General features: G+C 63.7%; 14 protein-coding genes. 4 read left to right on the forward strand and 10 right to left on the reverse strand.

The genetic code is table 11. From position 1 onward, the window contains the following. Window positions 1–128: 128 nt before the first annotated feature. The 10 genes from A0U94_RS08590 to A0U94_RS08635 form a co-directional block, all read right to left on the reverse strand. The gene (locus A0U94_RS08590; RefSeq protein ID WP_174694440.1) at window positions 129–614 is read right to left on the reverse strand and encodes an NADH-quinone oxidoreductase subunit B family protein; all 486 of its coding nucleotides are present in this window, start codon (window positions 612–614) and stop codon (window positions 129–131) included. Further along, a complete protein-coding gene (locus A0U94_RS08595) occupies window positions 611–2,098 on the reverse strand; it encodes an NADH-quinone oxidoreductase subunit D-related protein (protein ID WP_244177981.1) in 1,488 nt (495 codons plus the stop codon). Before A0U94_RS08595 ends, A0U94_RS08590 begins: the two co-directional genes overlap by 4 nt. Continuing rightward, window positions 2,047–3,135 (reverse strand): hypothetical protein, encoded by a 1,089-nt coding sequence (locus A0U94_RS08600; RefSeq protein WP_077803107.1) that lies wholly within the window; start codon window positions 3,133–3,135, stop codon window positions 2,047–2,049. The genes A0U94_RS08595 and A0U94_RS08600 overlap by 52 nt, the downstream gene beginning before the upstream one ends. Next, complete coding sequence (locus tag A0U94_RS08605) at window positions 3,135–3,656, reverse strand: hypothetical protein (protein ID WP_077803108.1); 522 nt, start codon at window positions 3,654–3,656, stop codon at window positions 3,135–3,137. The genes A0U94_RS08600 and A0U94_RS08605 overlap by 1 nt, the downstream gene beginning before the upstream one ends. Further along, window positions 3,653–4,522, reverse strand: a complete 870-nt coding sequence (locus tag A0U94_RS08610; RefSeq protein ID WP_077803109.1) for a hypothetical protein — start codon at window positions 4,520–4,522, stop codon at window positions 3,653–3,655. Before A0U94_RS08610 ends, A0U94_RS08605 begins: the two co-directional genes overlap by 4 nt. Further along, a complete protein-coding gene (locus A0U94_RS08615) occupies window positions 4,522–5,760 on the reverse strand; it encodes a hypothetical protein (protein ID WP_244177982.1) in 1,239 nt (412 codons plus the stop codon). Before A0U94_RS08615 ends, A0U94_RS08610 begins: the two co-directional genes overlap by 1 nt. 110 nt (window positions 5,761–5,870) lie before the next feature. Then, complete coding sequence (locus tag A0U94_RS08620; protein WP_077803110.1) at window positions 5,871–6,716, reverse strand: aldo/keto reductase; 846 nt, start codon at window positions 6,714–6,716, stop codon at window positions 5,871–5,873. Window positions 6,717–6,751: 35 nt separating this feature from the next. Beyond that, window positions 6,752–7,840: an aromatic ring-hydroxylating oxygenase subunit alpha gene (locus tag A0U94_RS08625; protein ID WP_077803111.1), complete on the reverse strand. Its 1,089-nt coding sequence runs from the start codon at window positions 7,838–7,840 to the stop codon at window positions 6,752–6,754. An 85-nt stretch (window positions 7,841–7,925) separates the two neighbouring features. Next, window positions 7,926–8,402, reverse strand: a complete 477-nt coding sequence (locus tag A0U94_RS08630; RefSeq protein WP_167369368.1) for a DNA polymerase III subunit chi — start codon at window positions 8,400–8,402, stop codon at window positions 7,926–7,928. After that, complete coding sequence (locus A0U94_RS08635; protein ID WP_077803112.1) at window positions 8,386–9,858, reverse strand: leucyl aminopeptidase; 1,473 nt, start codon at window positions 9,856–9,858, stop codon at window positions 8,386–8,388. Before A0U94_RS08635 ends, A0U94_RS08630 begins: the two co-directional genes overlap by 17 nt. A gap of 91 nt (window positions 9,859–9,949) precedes the next feature. Between A0U94_RS08635 and A0U94_RS08640 the strand changes: the two genes are divergently transcribed. The 4 genes from A0U94_RS08640 to A0U94_RS08655 are packed head-to-tail and all read left to right on the forward strand — an operon-like array spanning window position 9,950 to window position 12,961. Then, complete coding sequence (locus A0U94_RS08640; protein ID WP_077803113.1) at window positions 9,950–10,588, forward strand: hypothetical protein; 639 nt, start codon at window positions 9,950–9,952, stop codon at window positions 10,586–10,588. A 53-nt stretch (window positions 10,589–10,641) separates the two neighbouring features. After that, window positions 10,642–11,439 (forward strand): 3'(2'),5'-bisphosphate nucleotidase CysQ family protein, encoded by a 798-nt coding sequence (locus A0U94_RS08645; RefSeq protein ID WP_077803114.1) that lies wholly within the window; start codon window positions 10,642–10,644, stop codon window positions 11,437–11,439. Next, window positions 11,436–12,461, forward strand: coding sequence for an L-threonylcarbamoyladenylate synthase (locus tag A0U94_RS08650; protein ID WP_062033157.1), 1,026 nt, complete (start codon window positions 11,436–11,438; stop codon window positions 12,459–12,461). The genes A0U94_RS08645 and A0U94_RS08650 overlap by 4 nt, the downstream gene beginning before the upstream one ends. 2 nt (window positions 12,462–12,463) lie before the next feature. Continuing rightward, window positions 12,464–12,961 (forward strand): hypothetical protein, encoded by a 498-nt coding sequence (locus A0U94_RS08655; RefSeq protein ID WP_062110115.1) that lies wholly within the window; start codon window positions 12,464–12,466, stop codon window positions 12,959–12,961. Window positions 12,962–12,995 lie beyond the last annotated feature (34 nt).

The following is a 12,995-nucleotide window of genomic DNA, read 5'->3' on the forward strand; positions in this document are numbered from 1 at the left end:
GGCGGCCGGACCTCATGGAAAACGCATCCAGTGCGCCCGTCTGCTTTAACGCGAAACCGTGTCACGACAAGCCGTCCGAAGACAAAACTTCGTTGTTTCAGGCAATTTCCCGCGTCAGAATATCGCGATCAGACCCGCGCCAGTTCCTGAAGGGCCTGCAGGATCTCCTGTGGCGCGGGAGGGCAGCCCGGAATCGCACGCCGCACCGGCGTCAGGGCCTGCAAGCCGCCCAGCGTCGCATAACTGGCCGGAAACGGCCCTCCATCGACCGCACAGGCCCCCACCGCAATCAGGCTCCGGCCCGGTGGCATTGCCCGCCACACCCGGTCCACCATCTCGGCACAGACCCGCGTCACCGCCCCGGTCAACAGCAGCCAGTCCGCATCCGCCGGATCACTCACACAAACAAAACCCGCCTGCTCCAGAGCAAAAGCACTGCCTTTCAGGGACTCGATCTCCATGAAGCAGCCCTCGCATCCCCCTGTCTCCAGCACATACAACCCGATCGGACGCTCACGCCCCACAGACACCCCCTCTGTGGAGGGCCGCCAGCGCCGCGCATCCATGAAGGCGTAAAGCAGGCTCAGAGGCCCCGTCCGTCGCAGAGCGTTCACAACGCAATGCCCGCTGGAGAGAGCCCGATCGAGCCCAGAGCCGCTGGTATCCGCTCGATAGGACAGCCCCGCAGCATCGCCCCTAGAACCGGTAAAACCGATACACCCGGATCGCGGACATGCAGGTTCTCGATCCGGCCGTTTTTCAGCCGTACCCAGTACCACACATCTCCGCGCGCGCCCTCGGCCACGCCAATGCCCTCATCCGTACGATCCGGCGCAGGCTCGTCGTCCTCCAGACCGATGCTCCCCAGAATTCGTTCCATCAGCTTCAGCGAATCCCTGATTTCCGCAAGCCGCAATCTGTCACGCGCCCGGGCATCGCCCCGGCTCGATCCCGTCGCCCGCAGGGCCTCCAGCCGCATTCCGGATTCCCGCCGCCGCATATCCATGCTGCGGCCGCTCGCACGCCCCGTCACGCCTCCAACGGCAAAACGCTCGGCCAGCCGCACATCCAGAACCGCAAACCCGTTCAGACGTGACGCAAAGACCCGATGAAGCTCCTCCAGCGCCGCAAGACGTGGCTGCATCGCCGCATGAACCGCCTGCGCCAGCGGGACGATCTCCAGCCCCTCGCGAAAACCACCACAACTCACCGTATCCATCAGACGACGCGACACGCCCTGCTCCGAACAGGCCTGCGCAATGGCTTCGCGCGCATGATCGCAATGTGTCGCCAGAAGCTCCGCATCCACACCCCGCGCCGTCCGGGCCATGTCAAACAGATGGAGCGACATCCGCTCGATCTCCAGCAGGATCATCCACACATCCCGAATTCCCGGCCCCGGAACCTGCCCCCGCGCCTGCGCCACAGCGCGCGCAAAGGCCAGAGGATGCGCCACAAACGCACCCGCCGTCATCCGCGCCACGAGGAACATGGCCTCTTCCGGTGTCTTCCCCAAAAGACGGGACACCACCCCCCGATGCGCCCCGCCCGCGCAGACATCCACAGTCCGGACTTTCCCTTTCAGAACTTCGAAAGACAGGTCCAGAGGGCCACTCAGCCCCGTCTGCTCCGGACGCAGAAAATGACTCCCCGCGAGCGGACGCAGACCACCCGACGCCGGTCCCGGCCGGGACGACAACGGCCATGTAGACGTCCATCCGCCTTCATCCAGCGCCGGCGTTCCGTTGCCACACGCATCCATGGCCTCGACGCCATACAGATCATACGAGACGCGCTCCCCCCATTCCGCCCCGGCAAACCGCGATGAAGGCGCCAGATACCGGCGCTCTTCCACAATCGTGCTCGCCAGAAGCGGACAGTCCCCCTCCAGCAGCAGGACATAGGCGCGGGAATCATTCGCCCAGCATGAGATCAGTGGCAGCGTCGCGCCCGGAGCACAGAGCATGTCGCTCCACTGCGCAGGATCGAGATGATAATGCGACAGCGCCACACGCTCTCCACTACGGATGATCCGCCCCATGCTTTTCATGGCCGCCACCCCGTCACCGGATGCCACGCCAGCAATAGCGGACCACACAGCCCGCCCAGCAGCAGCACAGCCTGCATCACTGCGACAATCCCCCGTTCTGGCCGCCCGAACGCTGGCAGCAGGGTCATAGGACGTACGGACCACAAAGCAGGCAGCAGACACAACACCAGCAGAACCAGCTGTGCGGTTTCAAGCGACCGCCCGATCCCGACCAGCGCACAGAACACCGGCCATGGTGCGGCTCCTGCCCCCATGACCTCCGCCCCCTCGGCCTCGTGCAGATCCAGAACGCCCAGTCCGAGCGCGGACAGAAGCAGCAGGACGAGCGCCGGACCTCCGCCGGTCGCGGCCGCAACAGCACCCAGCGCCGACAGCATCGGCAGAGAAATCGCCCGTCCCGTCGAACGGGACAACACCAGCATGAGGAGTGTTCCAAAGCCCGCAACCAGCATGAGCAGATGAACCAGCGGATACACACTCAGACGGAACATCAGCATCAGCGCCGCAAACCGCAGTCCCGTATCCAGCAGCGCCGCCTCCGGCGCAGGGGCCGGTGACGGTCCCAGACCCGCCACCATGCACAGCCCGACCGTCAGCAGAACCGCCCCCAGAGACGACTGCTGCATCGGCAGAAGCGACGCGCCCAGAAGCCCCAGAACCACGCCCCCGAGCCGGCTGCGCGCGATGTCCCACACAACCGCGGCCTGACGGGGACCACGCCCCTCGCGCCACGCCAGAAGAACCGTTCCCGCGCCACACAGGATCGTCACCGCGAACGCCGAATGGACATTCAGCGCCAGCAGCGCGCATCCCGTCACCAGAAACGGCAAAATCCGTCCGGTCCGGTCCCGGGCCTGCGGGAGAAGAAGCGGAATGGCCGTCACGATGCAGGAACACGCAGCGGCCAGCGCATCCGTGCCCGGCATCAGCCACACGGCCAGCGGCGTGATGACAAGTCCGGCCACGGCAAATGTCCGACTGCTGGCGGACTGCCGGTTTTCAGGCGTCAGACACAGCAGAAACGCTGCCAGAAGCGGCCAGACGGTAACGGCAAACAGCGTACCGACGGGTGCGAGCGGATGCATCAGACGTCCTCCACCCGCCGCCATGCCAGACGCGGCAGCAGCGTGATGCCCAGTGCGGCCAGAACACCCCACAGACTCAGAGCAACGGCAAAAAGCGGCCATGAATTCAGAACGCAGGCGACAACAACCAGTCCGTCCGCAGCGCGGAGCAGTCCCGTGAACTGAACCAGCGGCGTTCCCCAGGCCGCGCCACACAATCCTGCCAGAACCGCGCCCGCACCCAGAACCGGAGCAAGTCCCAGACCCGCCCCCGACAGACCAAGCGCCAGAAGCAGGACAAGCGTGCCCACAACCGGCAGAACAGCGGCCCGATCCGGCGCTTCCGGCGCAAAGCGCCTCAGCCAGATCCACGCCAGGACGCTCAGTCCGATCAGCGCCACGGATGTCAGCAGCGCCATCAGTCCCGAGCAGACCGTCGCCCCGGCAAATGCGCAGACTGCCCCGTAAAGCGGCAGCCCCCGCCCGTCTTTTCCCAGACCCGCAAAAGCCAGCAGAAGGAGAAGTCCGAACCCAACGATCATGTGCCAAACCTCCCCGCCAGAGCCAGAAGAAGCGCCACGCCCGCAAACAGCGCCGTCAAACGTGCGCTCCGCTCCTGCGCCATCAGTCTCAACCCGACCGCCACGCCCACAGCCAGCGCCAGCCGTGCGACAAGCGCAACCAGCCCGAGCCACCAGCCCTGAACGCCTCCCTGCGCGAGCCCCACGCTCACCGGCCATGCCAGATCAGCCAGCAGCAGCAGCCATGCACAATTCAGCACATCGGCGATGCAGCGCGCCGCCTCGCGCTCCTGCCGGCCTCGCAATCCAGACAGCATCTCCGTCACGTCCTCGGAACGCAGCGGAGGACACGCAATCCCCAGAGCCAGCGCACAGGCGGCAAGCGCTCCCTCCAGACCGGGTTCGGGCTCGATATGCAACATCGCACACAGCCCCCCGAGGCCATCCGTCCCCGGAGCAGCCAGCGCGATCAGAGCCTCCGTCAGACAGAGCAGCAGAACCGCCGGCCCCAGCCGGGACGCCTCTCCCGACAGAACGCCCGCCCCCAGAAATCCACGTCCCATCAACAGCATCAGGCCCATGACGAGCGGGTCCGCAAGCGATGACAATACCGATCCCGTTGTCACCGCAGGCAGACACACGAGCGCCAGAACCCCCACGGTCAACGCGAGTGCAGGACGTCCCCCCAACGGACTCCGAAGCACGTCTTTCCAGAAACGCCCTGCACCAAAAAGGCGAAACTGCACCGCGCCTCCCGACCGGCCAGCCAGCCAGAATGGCAGACTGTCCAGACACCATCCCAGCACAGGTGCCAGAACAAGCAGCAGCCCTACCTGAAACAGGGCTTCCAGCACTGACAGCGCGATCAGTCCGGCTTCATGCGCCATCACGTCATCACTCCCAGAACCGCGAGGACGAGCCCGAGAAGAACAAGCCAGAGTCCCACGGCCCCCTGCCGCAGATCGGGCAAAACGGGCGCTTTCATCTCTCTCAGCGCCCTGAACCGTACCCGCCCCGACACGATAAGACGCCGCAGGCTCCAGCCCAGAGATGGCGCCTCTTCAAACAGGGCATCGCCTGACGAGAGCAGCCTTGCCAGCGCCGGAGCGAGTGTGGAGGCCGCCTGAACGATCCCTCCGATCCTCCGCCAGGGACGCACAAGAACGATCCAGATTACGGCTCCGACCATCACGAAGGCCATCAGCCGGAAATGGGAGCCGTCGCCCGCACCGATACTCCAGATGGGCCAGACCCATTCTCCTCCCACAACGTGCAACGCAGGGCTTGTCATCCCGAACACCAGAGCCGGCAGCAGCAGGCTTCCAGCCCCCAGAAGCAACACGGAAATCCCGGATACGGCAGCCGCCCCCCCGGACATCTGCCGCCCAACGACAAGCAGATCGGACAGCACCAGAACGCCCAGAAGCAGCGCCACCGCCACGCCAAGCACGCTCCAGCCCTCCACACCAGCCGCCAGGCCTAGCGCGGCATGAATTCCGAGCCACAGCACAACCAGTCCGGGCAGAGGCGGAAACGGCAGGCGCAATACGGCCAGCATCGGAAACCGGAGCCCCAGTGATGCCGTCAGAGCCAGCGTGGCAAGATCAAGAAGCGTGGCTTCCAGCGCAATCCGGGCACAGACCGCCAGACCCTCGCCCTGCGCCGCCACCACCAGAACCATCAGCAGAACGGGACGCAAAAGCCCTAGATTTCCAGGCCGATGCGCGCCCAGAACGGACCATCCGATCAACCCGAGCACACACAGGCCCAGACCCGCAACCAGCTCGGCCGACACGACGTCTGAAGCATGCCACACCAGCGACACGCCCAGAATGCTCATAACAACGGAACAGCCCCCGTCCCTGCGACGCACAAGCGCAGGCCAGAACAGAACAGGCAGCAGCCCCAGCAGAACAGGCGTCTGGGCAGGGAACAACACGCTCAGCAGCAGAACCGGAACGCTCCACACCGCCGGACAGGCATCCCGCTCCTGCGCCGCAATCACACCCAACGCAACGGCCAGAACAGCTGGCGAAAGCGCCAGTACCGCAGCCAGGGCCGCCAGACATACGGTTACGGCCTGCCCGAACCGCCCCGGCTGAAGCACCAGCACACAGGCAGGCACAACCAGAACCGCGAGGCAAAGGGAAACCGGATCAGTATGGAACAGGGACGTGAAAATATGCAGGGCGCGGTCCGCAGGTTAGGGAGAACGGACCGCAACCATCACGACCGTCAGATCATGGCGAGAGATAGCTTGCGTTTCGGAGAAGGGAAAGCGCCGTCAAGCGTTTTGAGATCCGCATCCGTCAGGCTGATCTCCAGACTGGCAAGATTTCCCGCCACATGCTCCGGAGAAGCGGCCTTCGGAATGGCCAGAACATTCGGCCGACGCAACACCCAGGCCAGAGCAATCTGCGCCGGATCGGCAGGCCCAAGCGACGTCTCATGCCGTGATGCCACCTCTCTCAGGGCCGGATGCCCCAGAAGCTCCCCACCCTGCCCGAGCGGCGAATAGGCCATCGTCACCGTTCCGGATTTCAGATCATGCTCCAGAAGATCGAACTCCGTCCCGCGGTGCTCCAGATTATACAGAACCTGATTGACCAGACAGTTCCCGGAAAGGTTTTCGACCTCTTCCATGTCATCGACATCGAAGTTCGATACGCCCCAGCCCCGGATCAGACCATCGTCCTTCAGATCCTCAAAGGCCTGGATTGTCTCGTCAAGCGGCGTCCCCCCGTGCCAGTGCAGCAGATACAGATCCAGCCAGTCCGTATCCAGATGCTTCAGGGAACGCCGGCACGCCTCATACACTCCGTCATAAGACGCATTGGACGGCACGACCTTGCTGACGAGATAAACCTCGTCGCGCACATCCGCGATGGCTTCCCCGACCAGATCTTCCGAGCGGCCGTTGCCATACATCTCGGCCGTATCCACAACGCGCAGACCGGCTTCAAGCCCTTTTCGCAGGCTCTCGATCTCGCTGCTGCGCCGCGAAGCGCTGTCGCCGATATTCCAGGTTCCCAACCCCAGTGCCGGAACCGTAACACCATTCCTGAGCGTGACTGTTTTCATGACCGTCTCCTGTCCGTATCCCCAGACCCATGTCTCTAGACAACGACAGGATCAGCCGTCTGTTCCCTCACAATTCCATTGACCTTCAGAAGGTCGCGCAGCTTTCGCACGATGGGGAAAACCTCGACGTTGTGATCGCCCCCCAGGTCCCGCCAGGCACTCTGCTCCAGTTCCATGATCTCCCGGTCTTCTTCAAAGATCCGGTTCGTGAAAACGCCCAGCGCGGGCCAGATCACATCAATCAGGAATGGCGTTTTCGGACGCAGCACCGAGAGCAGACCAAACGTCTGCGTGCTCATGCCATCGGCACTGTCCGGAACGTAAACACTGAACAGCTCCATAATCAGATCGTCGTCCTTGTCATGGATTTTCAGGCTTTGATACGGATAGGTCGTGCGGATACTGACGATTTCCTCAACCGGCTGCTCCCGGCCCGGATCATCGTGGTGCTTGCCGAAAATCAGCCGCTCCGCCAAAGGCTGCTGGGTGCCGCTGCGTGCGAAACTATAGCGCGCCTCAATGAAGCCCTCGCCCGCATCCTGCCCCAGAAAACGTGCCTTGATCTGCCCCATCTGGCGGCGGTGCAAGAACTGATGGTTCATGTCCATCAGGTTTTCATGCATGAACGTGTAATGGCATTTCACGACAGGGCTAAAATGCCGCGTCTTGAATGCCGGATTGTCCACCTGCGCCAGTGCCGGCAGGGGAACGCTTTCCGCTTTCGCCGCATCACCGGGGAAAATGAAAATCATGCCGCCTGCTTCACGGCAGGGATAGGTCCTCACACCGTTCGGAAGCTTGCCCTTGCCCAGATACGGCACGTCGATGCAGCGGCCCGAACGGCCATACGCCCAGCCGTGATAGCAGCACTGAACAGCCTCACCGCTGACCTTGCCCAGACTGAGCGGAACCTGACGGTGCGCGCACCGGTCTTCCAGCGCAAACACGCTGCCTTCCGCAGGCCGTACCAGCGCAACGGGATGGCGTTCGAACCGACGCCCGATCGTCTTCCCGCGCTTGAGATCCTTCGACCATGCCAGCGGATACCAGAAATCAGGATTGATATCGACGCGACGCAGATCGGCTTTCAAAGGATCGGGGGAAGAATTCGTGGGGTCCGGCACAGTCAGGCGTCCTCTCCAGTGACATGAAAGACGCCCCAGATCAGACGGCCCCTTCCATCAATGGCTTCAGACACACTTTGAAACCTTACCCTGCCTTTTTCCAGCCCCGCTCTTCCTGTTTCCAGTACACGAGACTGTGACCAGAGGATTTCATCGCAACCCAGCGGTCTCTTGCCCGCTGCACGGATTGCGGATTGCCACCATCAAACAGATCGAAAATCCGGGTGAAGGGCGCGAAATCATCCTCCCCCGCCCCATCGACCCGAAACAGGAAGCGCGCCCCATTCGGCACGTCTTCGCCTTCCGTCAGCCAGATCGGCTGCCGGGCCGCATGACCGTTCTTTGCAGTCCCATGCGGAAGCCATACCGGGTCCCGACACGCCCAGAGCGCCGTATCCAGCGCCATGACGGCGGCGGCATCCGGACAACGCACGAGCGCGCGCTCTCCCGCCTCCAGCGTCCGGCCCAGAAGGGCCGGAAGCGCCTCTTCAAGCGGCGTACGCGTCAGATGATAGAACCCGACATCCACAGCGTGATCCCGATCCTCAGGCGCTGGCTTCATGCGCCTTCACAAAACGGTCCAGCAGCCGCACGCCAAAGCCTGTCGCGCCCTTCGGTGCAATGGCGGACGCCTTGGTCTTCCAGGCCGTCCCGGCGATATCGAGATGCGCCCAGTCCGTGTCACCCACAAAGCGCTTGAGGAATTCCGCCGCAAGGATCGCGCTGCCCGGACGCCCGCCGATATTCTTCATGTCGGCAATATCTGAATCGATTTCACGGTTATAGGCCTCGCCCATCGGCATCCGCCACAGGCCCTCACCGACCTGCGTTCCGGCCTCCGAGAGCCCTTTGGCCAGCGCATCGCTGTTGCTGAACAGACCGGCATTTTCATAGCCAAGGCTGACCACGATCGCGCCCGTCAGCGTGGCGAGATTGACCATGAGCTTCGGGTTAAACCGCTTGCGCGTGTAAGACAGCACATCCGCCAGAACGAGACGCCCTTCCGCATCGGTATTGAGAACTTCGATCGTCTGCCCGTCATAGGCCCGCACGATATCGCCCGGACGCTGCGCCCCGCCGGACACCATGTTCTCAACCAGCCCGACCACACCGATCGCATTGACCGGCGCCTTGCGACGCGCCAGCGCATTCATGAGACCAATCACCGTCGCGGCCCCGCCCATATCGGTCTTCATCTCGTCCATACCGGCCGCGGGCTTGATGGAAATGCCACCACTGTCGAACGTCACACCCTTGCCGATGAACGCCAGAGGCGCCTCGCTGCCACCGCCATTGTGACGGACAATCACCGTCCGCGGCTTGTGAACACTGCCCTGCGCCACACCCAGAAGCGCACCGAAACCAAGCTCCGTCATGGCGCTTTCGTCCAGAACCTCAACCGTCAGGCCAAGCTCACGCAGGTCTTCAATCCGCTGCGTAAAGCTCTGGGGATAAAGCACATTCGGCGGCTCGCTCACGAGATTCCGCGTCAGGATCACACCCTGCGACACCGCATCCAGAGCCGTCCAGCGTGCCTTGGCTACCACCACGTCCGACACCGCGACGGTCAGCGCCTTCAGGACCGGACGCCCCCCGGGTTTCTTGGTGCGATACAGGTCGAAATCATAGGACGCCAGACGCGCGCCTAGCCCCGCTTCCGGAGCAAACTGTTCCAGCGCCCCGGACACGACCAGGACCGCGCTTTCAACGCCATCCAGCAGCCGCACCGCCCGACCCGCAGCGTTCTCGACCGCCACGGCATCCACAGCGGCGCCACCCTTCGGCATCACCCCGGCGAGAACGATCTGCGACAGCCCCTCAGCCGGAGCCGGCAGCACCACGCTCTGTCCGGCTTCCCCCTTGAAACCTTTGAGGGCAACGGCGCGCGACACCGCACCGGCCGTCGCCTTGTCCAGCGCCGAGAACGTCTCGCCACCGACAGTCTCGCACAGCAACACAACCGCATGGGGCGCATCTGCTGAAAAAGCAGGAAGGGAATCGAAAATCACTGAAAGCATGATGGCCCTGTCGTCTGGAACATGAAATCGTCAGCTCCGTTATCGGAAACACCGCCCCGGCATACAAGCCCTCCCCCGAGAAAGACCTTCCATGCGCCGCACCGCCCTGAAGATCCTGCTCTGCTCCGCCGTCGCGCTCGGCCTCCCGAAAGGACATGCCGCTCCCACAGCGCCCCGGATCACCGAAATTACGCCCATCCTGATCGGCAACAGCCCGGTAACCCTGCACCCGAAGGGCTTTCCCGCCGTGACGGTCACGCCGTTCTGGCGCGAAAACGGAAACGCATGGGGCTATCATCTCTATGCCGTCACCACCCCCGATGCCGAACAACCCGATCAGGCCGACCTCGTGGACAGACAGGACGCGGACCCTAACGCTCCGCTCGCCGACATGCTTGCGGACAGTCCCCATACTGGCGAAGACGCGATCCAGACCGTCCATTTCGCCTCCGCCCGCGTGAACGGACAACCGGGCCTTCTTCTGTTCATCACAACGCGCGACATGGACGGCCATCCCGTCCCGCAGCCCAGCCCGGCGCATGTCCGGATCTATCAGCTGACACGCGAAGACGGCGAACCCGGCACCACGGCGTTCACTTTCAGGCCCCTGTCCACAATCGCATCCCCGGTCACGACCTGCCATGCGGACATCGCCCTCAGCGCCGCGACAAAAATCCCGTTCGCAACATGGAACGGCCCTCATGAACCTGTGCCGACCTGTCCGCAGTAAAACCGCCTGTATCAGCACATGACGCAAAAGCCTTCTTGGAGTAGTCTGGACGAATGACTTCCGCTTCCCTCATTACCGTCCCCGCGAACGATGACCGCGCCCTTCTGGATCTGGCATTCCGGCTCGCCTCCGAAGCCTCGAACATCATCAACGCTATCCGCGAACGCGGCTTTCGCACGGATATCAAGGACGATGCCTCTCCCGTCACGGAAGCGGACCATGCCTCCGAACATCATATCCTGTCAGGCCTGCGCGTAGCCTGTCCGTCCATTCCCGCAATCGGTGAGGAAGAAATGTCGGCCGGGATCCGCGTCATCGCAGGAGACGCCTACTGGCTGGTCGATCCGCTGGACGGCACTCGGGGTTTTGCATCGGGTGGCAGGGATTTCACGGTCAATATCGGCCTCGTCCGCCATGACCGCCCGGTTCTGGGCGTTGTGGCGCTTCCCGGTTACGGACTGATCTACAGCGGCGGTCAGGGCCTCGGCGCTCACCGGTGGGACGGCACCCACAACACCCCGATCCGGACCGCAACACCGTCTGCCGAGGGCCTGCGCGTGCTGGCCTCCAGCCATCATGGCGACCCGGAACTGCTGGAACGCTGGCTGGCGGGACGAAAAGTCGCTTCCATCGACAAACTGTCCTCTTCGGTCAAATTCATGCGCGTCGCGGAAGGATCGGCGGATTTCTATCCCCGCTTCGGCCCCACCATGGAATGGGACACAGCTGCTCCACAGGCCATTCTCGAAGCCGCAGGGGGCGCCCTTCTGGATGCAGACGGCCAGCCCCTGCGCTATGGCAAGCCCGGCCGACTGAATTCATCCTTTTACTGCACGGGAGGTGCATCTTGAGCGACACGCCGCATACCGAACGCCTGACAGCCACGCCCGAAGGTATCCGCCGCGCGGCGGAGCTTCTGAAAGCCGGAAAGCTGGTCGCCTTCGGTACCGAGACCGTCTACGGCCTTGGGGCCATCGCCTCGTCCGACACCGCTGTCGCCCGGATTTTCGCCGCCAAGGGACGTCCGCGCTTCAACCCGCTCATCAGCCACCTGCCCGATGCCGAAAGCGCCTTCGCACAAGCGTCGCTCAGCGGCAGGATGAAGGAAATCGCCCATACATTGGCCGAGCGGTTCTGGCCCGGCCCGCTGACGATGGTGCTGCCCCGCTCCCCAAACTCGACCGTCTCGGACCTCGCTGCCGCAGGGCTCTCCACGCTCGCCCTGCGTGTGCCGCGTGGAAAAACGGCACTGGCGCTCCTGCGCGAAGTGGGCGCGCCAGTTGCAGCACCATCCGCCAACGTCTCGGGCACCGTCAGCCCGTCCGACGCGTTCCACGTCCTGCGTTCGCTTGACGGCCGGATCGACGCGGTTCTGGATTCCGGCCCCTGTTCCATCGGCGTGGAAAGCACTGTGCTGGACCTGACCCGGAACGTGCCGGTTCTTCTGCGTCCGGGCGGAGTCACGCTCGAGGAACTGAACGATCTGTGCGGTCCGATCCGCCATCCGGACGATTTCGCCGAAATCGCCCCTGCCTCTCCCGGCAGACTGGCTTCGCATTATGCTCCCAGCCTGCCCGTCAGGCTGGACGTGACCTCCATTGCGCCCGACGAGGCCCAGCTTGCTTTCGGTCGCCCGTTTCCTGGCGCGGGCCTGACATGGAACCTGAGCGAAAGCGGCAATCTTGAAGAAGCAGCGGCCCGTCTTTTCGCCGGACTGCGTTTTCTGGATGCAGAAGGCAGCCGACGCGGCCTGAAAACCATTGCTGCACAGACGATACCCCGTCACGGGCTGGGCCTCGCGATCCGTGACCGTCTGCGCCGCGCGGCCGAACCCCGCACCGATACTCACGCAGACACCATGGCACCGTCCTGAGCATGGCCCGTGCGCCGGATCCCAAAGACATCGACCCGAGGGAAATCAAAATCCTCTCCGATATTCTGGCGCTGGTGCTGGACGAGCAGCCCGGCCATGCCGCCACGGCGCTGGAACGGATCCGCCAGATGGCCCGCCGCGACGGCGTCACGGGCGGCGCACTGAAAAACCTGTTCATCACGCGTATCGGCACCATCGCCCCGCGGGACACCGCAACGCGGGAAAGAGGCCTGCGCGAGCGCGTTCAGGATCTGGAACACCGCCTCAGCCAGAGCGAAACCGATACCCGCGCTGCCCAGCTTCGGCTCGGGCGCTGCCAGATGGACATGGGACTGCTCCAGGTGGAAGTGGCCACCTTCCGGATGCAGAAACCCTGGCGTTATATCGCCCTCGCCTTCGCGGCGGGTGCTGGCCTTCTGGTCGGTATTGCCGGAACACAACTCTATCACAGCCTGTCGGCCACAAGGGTGCCCATCGACCGGGCCGCCTATCTGCGATAGAAACTGTTTCGTTTTTTCGCCTTCCTCCCGCCAC

It is taken from the genome of Gluconobacter albidus (assembly GCF_002005485.1).
Classification (GTDB): Bacteria; Pseudomonadota; Alphaproteobacteria; order Acetobacterales; family Acetobacteraceae; genus Gluconobacter; species Gluconobacter albidus.